We start from the raw sequence: 16,402 nt of genomic DNA, 5'->3' as shown, positions 1-16,402 counted from the left end.
TCGGCCACACCACCACCCACACCTGGGACCGCTACGACCACACCCTCACCACCACCAACCCCCTCGGCCACACCACCCACTACACCTACAACCAACACGGCGACCTCACCACCATCACCCGCCCAGACGGCAGCGAAATCCATACCGAATACAACCTGCTTGGACTGCCCACCGAAGTGCGAGAGCCGGACGAGGTCGTCTGGCGGCAGGCATTTGACGAACGTGGTAACCGCACGATCCTTGTCGACCCGATGGGAAGCCGTACTCGTTACGCCTACGACTTCCACGGAGCACTCACGGAGACCATCGACGCCCTTGGGCAGAGAACTCGGTTTCGCAACAACGCGGCAGGACTGGCCATAGCCGTCATTGACCCCAACGAAGCGAGAACAAACTTCACGCGTGATCATTCGGGCCGCGTGACGAAGGCCATTGGTCCACTGGGCCAGACAGAAAGCATGGAGTACACCCGGGAGGGGTGGCCGACCCGACGCACTGACCCGCTCGGCGGAACCGAGATCCACACCTGGGACGCAGAGGGGAATCTGCTCAGCCACAGCAATGCGAACGGCGCTGTCACAAAATTCGAGTACGGCCCCTTCGATCTCCCTGTCGCCAAGACAGATCCAGATGGTTCGCGCTACGAGTTCGCCCGGGATACCGAGCTGCGACTGACAGGAGTGGTCAACCCGAAGGGATCCACGTGGAATTACACGTACGACGCCGCTGGTCGTTTGACGACGGAGACTGATTTCGACAGCCGCAGTGTTTCCTACCGATACGATCCTGCTGGGCAGCTGGCGGAGCGGGTGAACGGCCACGGTCAAACTGTCACGTTCGACCGTGACCCACTGGGCAACATGATCGCCAAGCACTGCGATGGTGAGACCACTCGCTACACCTACGATCGGCAAGGACGCGTCGTCCGCGCCGACCACCGTGAATGCACGCTGGTCATCAAACGTGATCGGGCGGGACGGGTCACAGATGAGACGGTGAACGGGCGGGCGCTCAAGATCACCTATGACGAGTTGGGCCGTCCTGTCTCCCGCGTCACGCCTTCGGGCCACCTGAGCACGAAGCGCTACAACGGAGCAGGTCACCTCGCGGCTCTTGAGACGGCCGAACACCGCATGACGTTCGAACGTGACGTTCTCGGGCGTGAGGTTGGACGCCGGATCGGGTCCGAACTCGACCTGACGCTTGACTGGGACACCGCCGGGCGGCTGACCAGCCAACGTCTTTCGCTCAGTCAACAAGACGTGTGGCAAAGGTCCTTCGCCTATCGAAGTGATCACCATCTGGTCGCTCGCGATGATCATGGCGGCCACACCACACAACTCGAACTCGATTCAGTAGGCCGCATCACGGCCGTCCACGCACCGACCGGTGGTGAGGCGTACACGTACGACGCCGTTGGCAACCAGATCGCCGCCCGTTGGTCCTTCGGCAGTGAACCGGAAGCTCATGGGCAACGTTTCTATGAAGGTTCCCGGTTAACACGAGCGGGTCGCCTGCGCTATGAATACGACGGTGCCGGACGCGTCGTCGTACGCCAGAAACTCCGGCTCTCCAAACGTCCCGACACCTGGCGCTACACGTGGAACGCGGAGGACCGGCTGACACAGGTCGTCACCCCGAAGGGTGTCGTGTGGCGATACCGCTACGATCCGCTTGGGCGACGTATTGCCAAGGAACGGCTGAACTCCGAGGGTAAGATCGAGGAACAGGTCATCTTCACCTGGCAGGACAGCACGCTGGTCGAGCAGACCAGGGCGCGGGGCCCCAAGAACAGCGGGACGAGAACCCTCACCTGGGACTACGACGGTCTTCAGCCCCTCGCGCAGAGCGAGTACGCCCCACAGTCAGAGATTGACCATCGCTTCTTCGCCATTATCACGGATCTGGTCGGGACCCCCGAGGAACTCGTCGACGAGGCGGGGAGAACCGCCTGGAGGCGAAAGGCCACACTATGGGGCATCTCAAGCTCCGGCGATCACGACAACGGCCGAACCGATACACCGCTCCGCTTCCCAGGGCAGTATGCCGACCCAGAAACCGGTTGGCATGACAACTTCCATCGCCACTATGACCCGCTCATCGGGCGGTACGCCACCCCAGACCCGATCGGTCTGGAGCCCGGCCCCAACGCCTACGCTTACGTCGACAACCCGCTCTACGGGACCGATCCGTTGGGGCTGGCGGCCCATCCTCCGCCCGGTAAGAAGCCGCGGGCGCAACATCTTCAGCGAGATCCCAATGCCACCGGGAGTCACACCGTCTTCGAACGCGACGCCAGTGGCCGCGTCATCCGGTACCAGACCTGGCTTGAGGAGCCTCGAAGCCCAAATGGATGGCAGGTCGGTCCCAGATTCCGTGGTACAGGTAGACCTCACGGTCCGGTGAATCCGCCGATCTACTACCCCACCGGGGGAGGTCGGGGCGAACCCGCGACAGGCGAGAACCTACCGTTGGGCTACTGAGGAGCGCCACACGTGGAGACAACACCCGACCCCCTCGACATCCTCCGGGCAGCCCACCCCGAGACCGACGCCACAGCTCCCCTGGAGTGGCTCTCGAAGCTCGGCGCCGTGGTAGAGGCAATCCCCTATCACTGGCTCTATTGGCCGCCCATCCTGGAGGTGCGAGGCGCGGCGTTCGTCGATCTCGACGGGTACGGCGAGGCGGAGCTGGCTCGCCTGGTCGACGAGCGCATCTCACGCGAAGCGCCCGGGCGTTCCCAGACCGAGTGGGAAAGCTTCGTCAACAATTTCAACTACTTCGAGATCCCCTACCTCTTCTCCCACTGGCGAGAGCCCCTCGCCGCGAGCCAGGAAGCCGAACTCGCCCTGGTATCCCTGCTGTCCGAGCCATGGCAGGCCAAGTTGCAGGCGCGGTTTCCAAACAGGCGTTTCACGGTCGGCGTCGCACCCCCCGATCCCTCGCTGGGCGTCTGCGTCGAGGTACGCCAGGTCGAACCGCGCCTCACCCCTCCTGCTGGCTGGTAGGTGCCAGCGCCCTGTCCCCAGTCCAGGGAATGCCGATCAGCAGACCTCGTTACTCGCGATATGGCGCTCCCGGGACCGGCCTGGTGCCTCCGCGGTGCGGCGAGGGAACCGGCCGCTGGCCGCGAGCGGGCGTGGCCGCGGGACGAGCGGCAGGAGCGGGGGCTGGCGCGGGTCAGCCGGTGGTGGCGGTGGTGTGGAGGGCGTGGAGGAGGGTGCGCAGGGGCGGTTGGTCGGGGGTGGGGTCGCGGACGGCGGCGGAGATGGTGCGGATCGGTTCGGGGTTGTGGACGGGGCGGATGACCACGCCGGGGTGGGGGGTGCGCAGGCCGAGGCGGGGCATCAGGCCGACGCCGAGGCCGGCCGCGACGAAGCCCTGGGCCGTGGCGTAGTCCTCGCTCTGGACCACGAAGTCGGGGCTGAAGCCGGCGGCGGCGCAGGAGTCGATGACCGGTTGCAGGCAGGGGCCCGGCGGTTCGCTGCCGACCCACGGTTCGGTGGCCAGCGCGCCCAGTTCGACCCGCTCCGTCTCGGCGAGCGGATGGCCGGCGGGCAGCACCGCCGCGTACGGGTCGTCGAGCAGGTGGACGAGGCGAACGCCCGGGTCGGGCGGCCGGGTCGGCGGGTGCACCAGCACGGCCAGGTGGGCCTGGCCCCGGCGGATCTCCCGCAGCGGGTCGGCCGGGTCGGCGAGTTGGAGGTCGGCGCGGACGCCGGGGTGGGCGGCGCGGAGCCGGGCCAGCGCGGGGGCCACCAGGGTGGCGCCCGCCGTGGCGAAGTAGCGGACGGCCAGCTGGCCGGTGCGGCCGGCCGTCAGGTCGGCCAGGGCGGACTCCGCGCGGGAGACGGCCGCGCCGATCAGCGCCGCGTGTTCGGCGAGGAGCAGCCCCGCCGCGGTGGGCCGCACCCCGCGGCCGACCCGTTCCAACAGCGCGGTGCCGGCCTGCCGTTCCAGCGCCGCGATCTGCTGGCTGACGGCGGACGGGGTGTAGCCGAGGTGGGCCGCGGCGGCGGTGACCGTGCCGCTGGCGACCACCGCGCGCAGGACCTGGAGGCGCCGCACATCGAGCATGTAGCACAGCTTAACGGAGTGCGTAGAACTCTTCGCTTGTTCTCAACGGACCGCTGGGGCACCGTCGAAGGGTCGGGCCCGGGTCAACACCGGGCCGGGAACGACCGGACGAACGGAGACGCGCGTGACCGCCAGCACACCGGGTCCGCGGGGCTGGGCGCGGGTGGCCGTGCTCGCCGCGCTGTGGGGCTCGACCTTCCTCTGGATCGACATCGTCCTGCGCGAACTCGCCCCGCTCCAGGTGACGTTCACGCGCTGCGTGCTGGGCGCGCTGGTGCTGGTGGTGGCCTGCCGGGCGCGCGGGCACCGGCTGCCCCGGGGCCGGACCGTCTGGCGGCAGCTCACCGTCGCGGCCTTCTTCTGCAACGCGCTGCCGTTCGCGCTGTTCAGCGTGGGTCAGCAGACGGTCGACTCGGGGATGGCCGGCGTGCTGAACGCCACCACGCCGCTCTGGTCGATCGCCCTGGGCCTGGCGCTCGGCTCCGAGTCCCGCCCGGGACCCGCCCGGCTGGCCGGCCTGCTGCTCGGCTTCGCCGGCACCGTCCTGGTCTTCGCGCCCTGGCAGTCGGGCGCGGCCACCGGGTGGGGCGCGGTCGCCATCCTCGGGGCCGCGGCCAGCTACGCCGTCGCGTTCCACTACCTGGGGCGCACCCTGGTCCGCCGGGGCACGCCCACCCTCTCGCTGTCCGCCGCCCAACTGGTCGCCGCCAGCGGCCTGACGGCGGTCGCGCTGCCGGTCGGCGGCGGCCTGGCGCCGGTCGACCCCGGCCCGTTGGTGGTGGTCGCGGCGCTGGTGCTCGGCGTCTTCTGCACCGCGGTCACCTTCCACCTCACCTGCCGGATCATCAACGACGAGGGCGCCACCAACGCGGCCGTGGTCGGGTATCTGCTGCCGGTGGTCTCGGTGCTGCTCGGGGTGCTGCTGCTCGGCGAGGAGCTGAGCGCGCGGGTGGTGCTGGGGATGGCGGTGGTGCTGCTGGGGGTCGGGCTGACGCGACGGGCCGCGCCGGCGCCCGGGCGCGGCGGCGTGCGCTGGCCGCGCGTGCGCGGGGGGCGCGGTGGCCCCGGGGGGCGCGTCCCCGCGGGCGCGCGCGGCGAGTAGCCGGCGCGCCGGCGGCGACGCCCCCGTCAGGGCGAAGGATCGCCCCCGTCAGGGCCGCGGGTGGTCCCGGTTCAGGGCCTGGGCTTGTGGGCGAACACCCAACGGTTGCCCTCCAGCGCGTCGTTGGGCTCGGGGAGCGGGCCACGTCCGTGCCGCCGGGTGAACTCGAAGGGGGTGTGCGTCCTGGTGGACCAGCCCCTGGCCGTCAGGGCACCGACGGAGTCGGGGCGCGGCCCGCGGTCGAAGAGAGCGAGCAGGTCGATGCCGATCTGTGCACGGGTCGCCGTGTAGGTCGCGCTGTCCCGGTAGGCCAGCAGGTCCTTCTCCAGCTTGACCTCGAAGGCCAGCGCGCTGCCCGCCGTGGTCAGGGCGTCGACCGTCTCGATCAGCCGGGTTTCGGCGGTGCTCGGCAGGTAGAAGAGCAGCCCCTCGGCGAGCCACACGCTCGGCTCGGTCGGGTCGAAGCCGGCGGCGGTGAGCGCGGTGACCCAGTCGCCGCGCAGGTCGACCGGGACGGTGACCCGGGCGACCTTCGGGGTGGCCGGCAGGTCGGCGAGCACCTGCTGCTTGAAGGCGAGCACACCGGCCCGGTCTATCTCGAAGACCACCCGGTCGGACGGCCAGTCGAGGCGGAAGGCGCGGGTGTCCAACCCGGCGCCCAGCAGCACCACTTGGCGGGCGCCGGCGCCGACCGACCGGAGCAGGAAGTCGTCGAGCACCCGGGTCCGCAGGCCGAAGTAGCGGGCGAACCGGCCCCACAGCGGGTTGCCGTCCCCGTCCGGCACCTGCTGGATGCGCACCGGCCAGGCCGCGCAGGCCGGGGCGGCGCGCACGAAGTGTTCCGCGTAGACGTCGCGGGCCAGGCTGTCGTGGCGGTGGGTCTCGATCGCCCGGGCCGCGGCGACCAGGAGGGCGGTGAGGCCGACCCCTCCGTCCACGCCTTCCAGGTCGGGGGGGCGCTGCGTCGTGTTGACCATGCTGTCTCCGTTGCGAGGGTGTTGACGGTTGTCCACGGGGGTGGTGGGCGGGGCTGGCGGGCGTCGGCCCGCCGGGGGTTCGGGGCGGCGCACGGGTTCGAGGGCCAGCGGGTTCCGGGGGACGGCGCTCGGGTCCGGGGGCGGCGCGCGAAGGGGGTGCCGCGCGCCGCGGTCATCCACCGGTGCGCTCCGGGAGCAGGACGGGTTTGACCACCCGGCCCGCGGCGCAGTCGCGTTCGGCCTCGTTGATGTCGGCGAGCGGGTAGGTGCGGACCAGTTGGTCGAAGGGGAAGTCGCCGACCTGCCACAGCCTGATCAGCTGCGGGACCAACAGGCTTGGCACGGCGTCTCCTTCGCAGATGTGACGGATACCGCGGCCGCCGGTCAGGGTGTCGGGTGCGAGGGACAGCGGGGTGTGGAACCGGGCCACCAGGCCCAGCGTCCCGGTCGGGCGCAGCGCCCGGAGCGCCGCGTCGACCAGCCACGGCGCGGCCGTGGTGTCCAGCGCGTACCGCGCGCCCCCGTCGGTCAGCCGACGGATCCGCTCGGGCAGCAGGGCCGTTTCGGCGGACAGCGGGACCGCGCCGAACCGTTCCGCCAGCGCCAGCCGTTCCGGGTGCCGGTCCACGGCCACGGTCAGCGCGCCGGCGGCGGTGGCCGCCAGCACGGCGGCCAGGCCCACGGCCCCCGCGCCGAGCACCACGAGGGGCTCGCCCGGGCCGACCCGGAAGGTGTTCAGCACGGCGCCGGCGCCGGTCAGGAAGCCGCAGCCGAGCGGCCCGAGCAGCTCGACCGGGAGCGCCGGGTCGACCCGGACCGCGTTGCGGGCCGGGACCAGCGCGTACTCGGCGAACGAGGACTGGCCGAACCACCGCGGCGCCAGCGCGCCGCCGGTCGCGTCGGTGAGCCGCGGCGGGTCGTCCTGGCGTCCGCCGAAGAGGTTGAGGGCGGCGAAGGAGTCGCAGTAGGCGGGCGCCGCGGCCCGGCAGCCACGGCAGTGGCCGCAGGAGTCGAAGCTCAGCACCACGTGGTCGCCGACGCCGATCGCGCCGTCCCGGCCGCCGCCGGTCCGCACCACGACGCCGGCCCCCTCGTGGCCGAGCACCGCCGGCAGCGGGCTACGGCCGGCGGAGCGTCGCACCGCGAGATCGGTCGCGCACATCCCGCAGCCGGCGATCTCGACCAGCAGTTCGCCGGCGGCTGGTGCCCCGGCCAGCGTCACCTCCTCGACGGCGAACGGGCCCTGGTACGAGCGCAGCACGGCCGCCCGGTACCTCAGCACCCCGCGTCCCGCGGCCGGTGCACGACGAACGGCCGCAGGTTGCCGTAGAGGCCCCACGGCCCGCCCGCGACGCCCACGCCACTGTCCTTCACACCGGCGAAGGGTTGCGCGAGGGACATCTCGGCGTGCTGGTTGATCCAGGCGGTGCCGCAGTCGAGCCGTTCGGCCACCGCCTCGGCCCGGTCCAGGTCGGTGCCCCAGACCGAACCGCCCAGCCCGTAGCCGGTGTTGTTGGCCGCGTCGACGGCCTCGTCGAGATCGCGGTAGGGCAGCACCGGCAGGACGGGGCCGAACTGTTCCCCGGTCACCACCGGGCTGTCGGGCGGCACGTCGGTGAGGACGGTGGGGGCGAAGAAGTAGCCGGGACGGTCCAGTCGGTGCCCGCCGGCCGCCGCCCGGGCGCCGTCCGCCAGGGCCCGCCGGGTGAGCCGCTCGACGCGGGCCAGCTGGGCGGCGTTGTTGACCGGCCCCAGTTGGGTCCCGGGGTCGAGGCCGGCCCCGACGGCGACGGCCCTGGCGCGTCCCGCGAGTGCCTCGACGACCTCGGCGTGCCGCCGGGCCGGCGCGTAGACGCGTTTGACCGCCACGCAGACCTGCCCGCAGTTGCGGAACGCGGCCCAGAACAGCCGGTCCGCGATCCGGTCCACATCCACGTCGTCCAGCAGCACGGCGGCGTCGTTGCCACCCAGCTCCAGGGTGACCCGGGCGAGCGAGTCGGCGGCCGCCGCGGCGACGGCCCGCCCGGTGGCCACCGAGCCGGTGAAGGTGACATGGCGGATGCCCGGGTGGCCGGCGAGCCGGGCGCCGAGCGGCTCTCGGCCGGTGACCACGGTCAACACGCCGGCGGGCAGGGCCCGGTCGAGCAGCGCGCCGAGCCGCCGGGTGGCGAGCGGCGTGCACGGGGACGGTTTGAGCACCACGGTGTTGCCGGCCGCCAGCGCGGGCGCGAACTTCGCCGCCGCGAGTTGGAGGGGAAAGTTCCACGGCACGATCGCGGCGACCGGCCCGAGGGAGCGCCAGCGGACCTCGCTGTGCACGGGCCGGCCGTCGCTGATCCGCCGGGTCCGGGGGGCCAGGTCGGCGAAGTAGCGCAGCCGGGCCGCCGTTCGGGCCACCTCGGCTGCGGACTCGGCCAGCGGCTTGCCCTGTTCCCGGGTGAGCAGCTGGGCGAGTTCGTCGCCGGCCGCCTCCACGACGCCGGCCGCCGCCCGCAGCGCGGCGGCCCGGGCGGCCGGGTCGGCGCGCCAGCCGGGCCAGGCCAGGCGGGCGCGGTCGACGGCGGCGTCCAACTCGGTGGCCCCCTGGTCGGGGGCCTCGTCGAAGACCTTCCCGGTGGCCGGGTCGACGACGCCGAACCGCGCGGCCGGGCGCCGGCGCACGGCGGCGGGGCCGGGGGCGGAACGGCGGGCGGAGGTGGGTTCCGCGAGGGGGCCGGGTTGGGGGGCGGATTCGGGGACGGTTTCGGGGCTGCGATCGGATGCGGCGGCGGGGACGGATGCGGGTGCGGATGCGGGTGCGGGTGCGGGTGCGGAGGTGACCAGGCCGCCGGGGCCGGGGGCGCGTTCGGGGCTCGGCATGCCGGTGGTCAGTTCGCGGCCGGGACGCGGGCCGCGTGCTCCCGGGCCTGCCGGTCCATCTCGGCCCGGAACGCGGCCACCAGCCCGGGCTGAATCCTTCCTGCATCGCGGTCGCCGCCCTCGCAGACCGCGCCACGCACCCCCACGATGTCCGTGCCGATGCCGGTCAACGTGCCCAGGTCGGCCTCTTTGACGCTGCCCGCGAGGGCGGCCAGCAGCCCGGCCGCGTGCGCCAGCCGGACGAACTCGGCGCAGGTGTCCGGCGGAACGTGGTCGAACAGCCGGCTCCCGTCCTTGATGGCGGTGTCCAGCATGGCCGCGTCCGCGCCGGAGCGGGCCGCGATGTCGGGCAGCGCCAGCGGGTTGACGCAGCCGATCCGGTGGGCGTCGGCGTAGCCGGAGGCGACGACGAGCGCCTCGGGTCGGTACTCCTTCACGGCCCGGACGACCCCGCGCATGACCTCGACCCCCTGCTCGGGTGTGGTGCAGCCGTAGAGCCCGACCTTGATGTAGGTGGCGCCGGAGACGACCGCGCCGAGCGCGGCCTGGGCCACCGTGCCGGGCTTGAACGGGACGTCGCCCAGGGTGGCGGAGACCGGCTTGGCGGCCGGGACCGCCTCACGGATCGCCCGGATGACCCAGGGGTAGTTGGCGCCGAGCGAGCCCTCGTCGGGCTTCTTGACGTCGACGATGTCGAGGTGTTCGGCGGCCTTCGCACAGTCGAGGGCCTCCTCGACGCTGTCCGGGGAGATGAGAAGCAACACCATGGGCTCCTTCCGCCGCAGGGCCGCCTGCCCGGGGGCAGGGGTGCGGATCACCTGGTTCCTGTGCGGCGCGCTCATCATTCACGCAGCCCGAAGCCGTCGGTAGGGCGTGAAAAACACCCGAGGGGCGCTCGTTCCACGCACTGTGCGCCGGTGCGCGCCGGGGGTGCGGAAGCGTTTCGGCCCAGCGCCGACGGGACCACCCCGGCCGGGGGCACCGGCGGGCCGGCGGCGCGGCCACGGGGCAGACTGGTCAGCCGGACGAGGCACCGACGGGTGGTCTCCGGGGGCCTCCAGGGAGCCTTTCCGGATGCCTTCGGGGGTGGCGGCGAGAGGAGCGCGGGACGTGGCCGGTGCCAGTGGTTGGGACGCGCGACTTGGCTGGGCGCACGGGCTCATCGCCGACGAACGGGCCCGGCGGGAGGCCGCGTTGGCCCGGCTGGCCGAGGAACGGGCCCGGGACCAGGCGGCCGGGGACCGGTTCAACGCGCTGCTGCGGGAGACCCGGTCGAACTACGCGGCCCCGGGGGTCAGGGAGGCGTTCGCCGGGTGGCAGGCGGCCAAGGCCCGGGTGCTGCCCGACGCGTTGTGGAGCCGCTCCCGGGCGGACGACATCCGGCACTGGCCCGGGTTGCCCTACGCGCTGCTCTACCTGGAGTGGGAGGCGCGGCACCCCCGGGAGTGGACCCGGCACGCGAAGAAGTGGGGGACGAAGGAGCGCCTGCTGCGCGACCTCGCGGTGCCCGAACACGCCACCCCCGTGCGGGCGAAGCTCACCGACCTCGTGGAGCTGGCCGTCCAACGCCCCTACCGGTGCAAGGACCGTGGCTACGTGGGCGTGGCCCGCGCCGTCGACAGCGCCGACCTGAGGGACCGGCTCACGGCCGCCGCCCGGACCGCCAACCCCTGGGCCCGCCGCCAGGCCGGCTACGTGCGCTGGCTCCTCGACCACCCCGGACTGCCCAACACCCGGCACGTGTGGCGCCGTTGGAACGACACGGAGCACGACGCACCGGACTGACGGCCGGCCCGCCAACGCCGGTGCGGGCGTGGCCCGTTGGGGCGAGCGCCGGAGCCTGGGTGTGCCAGGTCCCGGTGTGGCGGGGCCTGGCACCGGCGCCCGCGCGCGGCCAGGGTCGTGACCCAGGGCCGGTCCGCCGTCCAGCGCGGCGGCCGGCCCCACCGACCGGCACCCGCACAGCGGAGGAGACCCATGCGCCAACCCACCGGGCCCGCGACGCGGAACCCGACCTTTCGACGTGCCGTCCGCCCCCGTCGGTGCGGCCGGACGACCGGCTGGCGCCCGGTCGGTCGCCCGGCGCTCGCGCTCCTGGCGCTGGCCCTGACCGCCGGCTGCCACGCCGCCGACTCCCGCACCGACCCCCCGACCCCGGAGACAGGACAGGAAACCGTGACCAACGACGAACACGCCCACCCCTACGTGGGCATGTGGGTGACCGCGGACGGGCACATCCGCCAGGAGCTGCTGCGCAACGGTCGCTACGACGAGGCGCGCGGCGAACGCGAAAGCGCCTACACCGGCCGCTACCAGGTCACCGGCGACCACATCGACTACTGGGACGACACCGGCTTCACCGCGGACGGCGAGTTCGACGGCGACGTGCTCCACCACGGCGGCTACCTCTTCTACCGGGAGGGCAGCCAGGCCCACGAGGCCGCCCGGTAGCGTTCCCCGCGTCGAAGGCGTCGACTCCCGCGCGGCGTCCGACGCCGGAAACGGCCGCCGGAAACCGACGATGCTCGCTCCGACGACGGGAAGCAGCCCTCATGATGTCGTTCTACGCCAGGCTCGTCAGCGGCTCGGATGACGTACACCGCTATCGCGTCGTGCTCGACGGCGGGGAGCGGGAGTTCGATCTGGTCCTCGATACGGCCGCACGGCAGATCGTGGCGACCGATCCCGAGGGGGCGCCCGTCGCTGGTTTCAGGCTGTGTCTCGACAGCGGGGACATCGACGCCGAGACGCCGGTCGAGCGGGCGGGAATCCGGTTCAGCCGCGCGGAGTTCGCCCCCATAGCGGTGCACCTCAGGGACCAGTGGTCCCGGAACGGAGCCCCTCCCACGGGTGTGGTCCGGTACTTCGGCTAGGTTCGCGCACCGGGGAGCCCCGGTGGCGTCGCCGACGGGCGCACAGGCGTGTGTCCCTGCTCTACGACGGGCCGTCGTCGGCCGCTGTCGTCCTCCCGGTGGCGTCTGACGAGGCCGTTTCCCCGCACCACGCCGGCCACGGCTGGGCGCTCGCCGTTTCGGGCCAACTCCCCCTGGAGGGCGCCGGGGCGGTGACCTCGGCCGGGAGGAGGGAGCCGACCCAGGCGTCGGCGCGTTCGGTGCCGTGGCGGAGGCGTTGGCGGAGGACTCCCTCGATGTGGAAGCCGACCTTCTCGGCCACCCGACGGGAGGCGTGGTTGCCGACCTCGGCGCGCCATTCGATGAGGTCGATGCCCGCCTCGGCGAAGGCCCACCGGCAGACCGCCGCGACCGCGCCGCTGGTGACGCCGCGGGCCCGGGCCTCGGGGGCGGCCCAGTAGCCGATCTCGGCGGTCCGGTCGTCGCGCAGGTGGAGGCCCACCCGGCCCAGCCGGCATCCCGTCGCGGCGTCCTCGGTCAGGAACTCGGCGCGGGTTCCGTTGGCCCAGCCCTCGACGGTGACGCGCTCGACGAAGTCCGCCGCGTCCGATCGCCGGTAGGGGGACGGCAGGTCGATGTACCGGCGCAGCCCGGGGTCGAGGGACACCCGGTACAGCCAGTCGATGTCCGAGCCGCGGAACGGGCGCAGCCGTATGGAGCCGGCGTCGAGCGTGGTCGGTCGCATCGCGCCAGGCTAGTGAGTGGCGGGGAACGTCCGCCGCGCGCCGGAGGCGTTGGCGGGGCGTTGGCGAAGGCGTTGGCGCCGGTCGGGGCGAGGACGCGGGGCGGTGCGGGGTGGGTTACCCGGGGGCGATGCCGTGGAAGAGGCGGTCGAGGCCGCGGCGGAAGAGCAGGTCGGGGTGGGCGTCGGCGGGGTCGGCCCGCAGGAGGGCGGCCATGGCGCCGGCGAGGTGGGGGCGGCTGGGGTCGGCGGCGATGCTGGCCAGGTGGGCGGCCCTGGCGGCGGCCGCGTCGCCGTCCGGCGGCTGGCCCTCGTGCTGGGCGAAGTTGGCGACCCAGTTGTTCAACAGCGCGACGAAGTCGACCCGTTCGGGGATGTCGAGCCCGGTGGGTTCGAGGGCGGCCAGCAGGAACTCCAGGTAGTCCTGGACGCGCGGCCCCCAGGACGCCTCGGCGCTGAGCTGGGCGGCCCAGGGGTGTCGGCGGTAGGCGGCGCGGCCGCGTTCGGCGACCAGGGTGAGGTCGGCGACCCAGTCGCCGGTGGGTTCGGCCGGCAGGTCGTACTCGGCGGCGACCCGGTCGACCATCAGGTCGTGGAGGTCGGTCTTGCTGGCGATGTACCGGTAGAGCGACGCGGCGCCCGCGCCCAGCTCGGCCGCGACGGCGCGGATCGACACGGCGGCGAGGCCCTTGGCGTCGGCCAGCGCCACGGCCGCCCGGGCGATGTCGTCGAGGCTGTGTGCCGGTCGCGGTCCCTTTCTGCTGGCTCTGGCCCGCGTCCAGATCACCTCGGTGGTCACAGCGCCTCTCCGCCTCCGCGTCGCGGTCCGACCCCCGCGCATACTGCGTGCACTGTTCGCAGTAGGCTGGCACGCGTACTGCGAACAGCGATCGCTGAAGGAGTGGCCATGGCAGGACCATCCGCGCCAGCAATCCGTACGGAGGAACTCACCAGAGTCTACGGTCGGGGCACCAAGGCCCGGACGGCGCTCGACCACGTCGACCTCACCGTGCCGGCCGGCACGGTGTTCGGGCTGCTGGGCCACAACGGCGCCGGCAAGTCCACGCTGATCCGCCTGCTCTCGACCCTCGCCACCCCCACCTCGGGGCGCGCCTGGGTCGGCGGTCACGACCTCGTCGCCCGGCCCGCCGAGGTCCGGGCCACGATCGGCGTCACCGCCCAGCAGACCACGCTCGACCAGCGCCTCAGCGGGCGGGAGAACCTCCTCGTCTTCGGCCGGCTGCACGGGCTCTCCCGGGCGGCGGCCCGCCGCACCGCCGGCGACCTGCTGGACCGGTACGACCTGGCGGAGGCGGCCGACCGGCCGGTCAGCGCCTACTCCGGCGGCATGCGGCGCAGACTCGACATCGCCTCCAGCCTGCTGCTCGCCCCCGCGGTGCTCTTCCTCGACGAACCCACCACCGGGCTCGACCCGCACAGCCGCGCCGCCATCTGGCAGACCGTGCGGGAGCTGGCCACGGCCGGCACCACCGTCCTGTTGACCACCCAGTACCTGGAGGAGGCCGACCAGCTCGCGGAGCGCGTGGCGGTGCTGGACTCCGGCCGGGTCATCGCCGAGGACACCCCGCGCGCGCTGAAACGGCGGACCGGGCTGCGGCTGACCGTCACCCTCGCCAGCCCGGCGGCGCACGCGACGGCCTGCGACCTGCTGCGCGGCCTCGGCGTCACCGGCCTGCCCGACCCCGCCCGCAGGGAGACCGGCGTCACCGGCTCGGTGCCGGCCGGCACCGTCACGCTGCCCTCCCTCCTCACCGCGCTGACCGACGGCGGCGTCGATGTCGCCGACATCGGCCTGCACGAGCCCACCCTCGACGAGGCCTACCTCGCCCTGACCGGAGGTCCGGCATGAACGACCCGGCCAGCACGGGACAGAAGCCCGGCACGGGACAGAAGCCCGGCACGGAACCAAAGCCCGGCACGGGACAGAAGCCCGGCACGGGGCGGGCCGGCCGGCCACCCGGGGTGGCGCCCGCCGCGCGGCGCCGCCGGTGGTGGACCGACGGCCTCGTCATCGTCCACCGCAACCTCCTCGCCCTCCGCCGCGACCCGTCGGTGATCGCGGCGAGCCTGGCCGCGCCGCTCGGCATGATCGCCATGTTCGGCTACGTCTTCGGCACCGCGCTCAGCGACGGCTCGGCCACGGACTACCGGAAGCAGCTGGTGCCGGCGGTGTTCGTGCTGGTCGCCGCGACCGGCGCGGTGCTGACCGCCGGCACGACCGCCCTGGACGCCCGGAACGGCGTCACCGAACGGCTCAGGTCGCTGCCGATGCGGCGGGTCGCCGTCCCGTTCGGCCTGGCCGGCAGCCAGCTGCTGCTCTCGGTGATCTCACTGGCCGCGATGGCGCTGCTCGGCCTGGCCATCGGCTGGCGCGTCGAGGACGGGCCGGCGTCCGCGCTGGCCGGCTTCGCCCTGCTCCTGCTCTTCGGCTACGGCCTGACCTGGGCCGGGGTCTTCCTCGGACTGGCGCTCCGCTCCATCGAGACCGTCCAGCAACTCGCGCCGCTGGCCTTCGCGTTGGTGATGCTCTCCAACGCGTTCGTGCCGACCGACGGCATGCCGTCGGGCTTGCGGACACTGGCCGAGTGGAACCCGTTCAGCGCCGCGATCACCGCGGCACGGGTGCTCTTCGGCAACGCGTCGGTGCCCGCCGGGCCGCTTCCGCTGAGCCATCCCGTCCTGGCGACGGTGCTCTGGTCGGTGGCGCTGGTGCTGGTCTTCGTCCCCCTCACGGCCCGGCGCTTCGCCAAGCCGGAGTGAACGAGGGCCGGCGGGCCCGGACTTGGGAGAGTCGGGCACCGTTGTCGGGGCCCGGGGACACGAGGACACGAGGACACGGGGGCACGGGGGCACGCGGACACGGGGGCACGGGGGCACGATGGCGGGGCGACGGGGCCGGTGGCGCCCGGGAGGGACGCGGGGGATGCGGGAACGGGTCGTCGAACACCGGGAGTTGCCGGCCACGGTGCGGGACGTCGTGCCGTGGGGCGTGCTGGTGACGTTGCCCGGTGGGGTGCCCGGGCTGGTGGACCAGGCCAAGTCGCCGGGCTGGCGGTCCGGTTCGGCGCCGCCGCTGCCCGGCGACGTGCTGTGGGTGGTGGTGTTGGACGGCACCCGCGACCCGGTGCGGGTGAGTGCCCTGGCCGAGGACCGGGAGATCGCCCGCCGGCTGCGCGACCGAACCTGGCCGCGTTAGGCGCCGGTTGACCTGGCCGGGGCCCGGCCGTCAGTCCCCGGTCACCTCGCCCAGCGCCGCCTCGTAGGCGGTGAACGCCCGGACGACGGCGGCCCGTTCGGCCCGTGTCATGGGGGCGAGCGCGGCGCGCCAGGCGCGGGCGCCAGGGGAGAGCCAGCGTTCCAGCGTGGCCCGCTTCTCCGCCGGGACGCTGACGATGCGCCGGCGTCGGTCGTGGTCGTCCTCCCGCCGGTCCAGCACGCCCTTCCGGCTCAGCTCGCCGACCAGCAGGCTCGCCGTGGTCGGCGCCACCTCAAGCCGGTCGGCGAGGTCGCGGACCGTCATCGGGCCGTCGAGGAGCAGGAACGAGAGCAGCGACAGGTGGCGGGGGGCCAGCGCCATCTCGCGGAGTTCCTCGGGGACTTCCATCCGCTTGATCCGCCCGACGGCGCGCGGCATCACCAGCAGCAGGGTGCGGACGGCGGCGTCGAGTTCGCCGCCGTCGGCGGCGCCGACGGGGTGCGCGGGGTCCGGCTGGACGGGGGGCGAGACAGGCATTATGTTTGCTTCCAAATCTATTTTGCTCGCACGGGAAAC

General features: G+C 73.3%; 17 protein-coding genes. 9 read left to right on the top strand and 8 right to left on the bottom strand.

Translation table 11 applies throughout. From position 1 onward, the window contains the following. Both RM844_RS30130 and RM844_RS30125 read left to right on the top strand, forming a co-directional pair. Positions 1–2,483 (top strand): RHS repeat-associated core domain-containing protein (locus RM844_RS30130; RefSeq protein ID WP_311670603.1); only part of this gene is annotated, 2,483 nt, incomplete at its 5' end. Positions 2,484–2,495: 12 nt separating this feature from the next. Continuing rightward, positions 2,496–3,008 (top strand): hypothetical protein, encoded by a 513-nt coding sequence (locus RM844_RS30125; protein ID WP_311670602.1) that lies wholly within the window; start codon positions 2,496–2,498, stop codon positions 3,006–3,008. 172 nt (positions 3,009–3,180) lie between these two features. Here RM844_RS30125 and RM844_RS30120 read toward each other — a convergent pair whose 3' ends face one another. Continuing rightward, the gene (locus tag RM844_RS30120; RefSeq protein ID WP_311670601.1) at positions 3,181–4,077 is read right to left on the bottom strand and encodes a LysR family transcriptional regulator; all 897 of its coding nucleotides are present in this window, start codon (positions 4,075–4,077) and stop codon (positions 3,181–3,183) included. A 124-nt stretch (positions 4,078–4,201) separates the two neighbouring features. Here RM844_RS30120 and RM844_RS30115 point away from each other — a divergent pair, with 124 nt between their 5' ends. Then, on the top strand, positions 4,202–5,179 hold the full coding sequence (locus RM844_RS30115) for a DMT family transporter (protein WP_311670600.1): 978 nt from the start codon (positions 4,202–4,204) through the stop codon (positions 5,177–5,179). A gap of 71 nt (positions 5,180–5,250) precedes the next feature. On the opposite strand, the gene RM844_RS30110 is transcribed toward RM844_RS30115, so the two are convergent. The 4 genes from RM844_RS30110 to RM844_RS30095 all read right to left on the bottom strand — a co-directional run bounded on the left by RM844_RS30110 (position 5,251) and on the right by RM844_RS30095 (position 9,779). Beyond that, positions 5,251–6,156, bottom strand: a complete 906-nt coding sequence (locus RM844_RS30110) for a class I SAM-dependent methyltransferase (RefSeq protein WP_311670599.1) — start codon at positions 6,154–6,156, stop codon at positions 5,251–5,253. Positions 6,157–6,328: 172 nt separating this feature from the next. Continuing rightward, positions 6,329–7,435 (bottom strand): NAD(P)-dependent alcohol dehydrogenase, encoded by a 1,107-nt coding sequence (locus tag RM844_RS30105; protein ID WP_311670606.1) that lies wholly within the window; start codon positions 7,433–7,435, stop codon positions 6,329–6,331. Next, the gene (locus RM844_RS30100) at positions 7,432–8,817 is read right to left on the bottom strand and encodes an aldehyde dehydrogenase family protein (protein WP_311670598.1); all 1,386 of its coding nucleotides are present in this window, start codon (positions 8,815–8,817) and stop codon (positions 7,432–7,434) included. Before RM844_RS30100 ends, RM844_RS30105 begins: the two co-directional genes overlap by 4 nt. Before the next feature lie 206 nt (positions 8,818–9,023). Continuing rightward, entirely contained in the window at positions 9,024–9,779 is a 756-nt protein-coding gene (locus tag RM844_RS30095; protein WP_311670605.1) for a (5-formylfuran-3-yl)methyl phosphate synthase, read from the bottom strand. A gap of 346 nt (positions 9,780–10,125) precedes the next feature. Between RM844_RS30095 and RM844_RS30090 the strand changes: the two genes are divergently transcribed. From RM844_RS30090 to RM844_RS30080, 3 genes are all read left to right on the top strand, one after another. After that, positions 10,126–10,800: a hypothetical protein gene (locus RM844_RS30090; RefSeq protein ID WP_311670597.1), complete on the top strand. Its 675-nt coding sequence runs from the start codon at positions 10,126–10,128 to the stop codon at positions 10,798–10,800. Positions 10,801–11,190: 390 nt separating this feature from the next. After that, positions 11,191–11,466, top strand: a complete 276-nt coding sequence (locus tag RM844_RS30085; protein WP_311670596.1) for an Atu4866 domain-containing protein — start codon at positions 11,191–11,193, stop codon at positions 11,464–11,466. Between the two features lie 101 nt (positions 11,467–11,567). Beyond that, complete coding sequence (locus tag RM844_RS30080; protein ID WP_311670595.1) at positions 11,568–11,888, top strand: hypothetical protein; 321 nt, start codon at positions 11,568–11,570, stop codon at positions 11,886–11,888. 61 nt (positions 11,889–11,949) lie between these two features. On the opposite strand, the gene RM844_RS30075 is transcribed toward RM844_RS30080, so the two are convergent. Together RM844_RS30075 and RM844_RS30070 are read right to left on the bottom strand one after the other, a co-directional pair. Continuing rightward, a complete protein-coding gene (locus RM844_RS30075; RefSeq protein WP_311670594.1) occupies positions 11,950–12,612 on the bottom strand; it encodes a GNAT family N-acetyltransferase in 663 nt (220 codons plus the stop codon). 115 nt (positions 12,613–12,727) lie between these two features. Continuing rightward, positions 12,728–13,408 (bottom strand): TetR/AcrR family transcriptional regulator, encoded by a 681-nt coding sequence (locus tag RM844_RS30070; RefSeq protein ID WP_311670593.1) that lies wholly within the window; start codon positions 13,406–13,408, stop codon positions 12,728–12,730. A gap of 108 nt (positions 13,409–13,516) precedes the next feature. On the opposite strand from RM844_RS30070, the gene RM844_RS30065 reads away from it, so the two are divergent. From RM844_RS30065 to RM844_RS30055, 3 genes are all read left to right on the top strand, one after another. After that, positions 13,517–14,479, top strand: a complete 963-nt coding sequence (locus RM844_RS30065) for an ATP-binding cassette domain-containing protein (protein WP_311670592.1) — start codon at positions 13,517–13,519, stop codon at positions 14,477–14,479. A gap of 113 nt (positions 14,480–14,592) precedes the next feature. Further along, positions 14,593–15,390 (top strand): ABC transporter permease, encoded by a 798-nt coding sequence (locus RM844_RS30060; protein WP_311670591.1) that lies wholly within the window; start codon positions 14,593–14,595, stop codon positions 15,388–15,390. Between the two features lie 163 nt (positions 15,391–15,553). After that, complete coding sequence (locus RM844_RS30055) at positions 15,554–15,826, top strand: hypothetical protein (protein ID WP_311670590.1); 273 nt, start codon at positions 15,554–15,556, stop codon at positions 15,824–15,826. A gap of 30 nt (positions 15,827–15,856) precedes the next feature. On the opposite strand, the gene RM844_RS30050 is transcribed toward RM844_RS30055, so the two are convergent. Continuing rightward, a complete protein-coding gene (locus RM844_RS30050) occupies positions 15,857–16,363 on the bottom strand; it encodes a MarR family transcriptional regulator (protein WP_394814632.1) in 507 nt (168 codons plus the stop codon). Between the last annotated feature and the right edge of the window lie 39 nt (positions 16,364–16,402).

This window comes from Streptomyces chisholmiae (assembly GCF_031845445.1).
GTDB lineage: Bacteria > Actinomycetota > Actinomycetes > Streptomycetales > Streptomycetaceae > Streptomyces > Streptomyces chisholmiae.
Note: the sequence above shows the minus strand (reverse complement) of the source record. Positions and strands in the feature narration are given on the sequence as shown.

Bases quoted from the DNA above. Each gene is read 5' to 3' on its own strand.
- RM844_RS30120 (WP_311670601.1), bottom strand. From the start codon at position 4,077: ATGCTCGATGTGCGGCGCCTCCAGGTCCTGCGCGCGGTGGTCGCCAGC.
- RM844_RS30110 (WP_311670599.1), bottom strand. From the start codon at position 6,156: ATGGTCAACACGACGCAGCGCCCCCCCGACCTGGAAGGCGTGGACGGA.
- RM844_RS30080 (WP_311670595.1), top strand. From the start codon at position 11,568: ATGATGTCGTTCTACGCCAGGCTCGTCAGCGGCTCGGATGACGTACAC.
- RM844_RS30075 (WP_311670594.1), bottom strand. From the start codon at position 12,612: ATGCGACCGACCACGCTCGACGCCGGCTCCATACGGCTGCGCCCGTTC.
- RM844_RS30065 (WP_311670592.1), top strand. From the start codon at position 13,517: ATGGCAGGACCATCCGCGCCAGCAATCCGTACGGAGGAACTCACCAGA.
- RM844_RS30055 (WP_311670590.1), top strand. From the start codon at position 15,554: ATGCGGGAACGGGTCGTCGAACACCGGGAGTTGCCGGCCACGGTGCGG.
- RM844_RS30050 (WP_394814632.1), bottom strand. From the start codon at position 16,363: ATGCCTGTCTCGCCCCCCGTCCAGCCGGACCCCGCGCACCCCGTCGGC.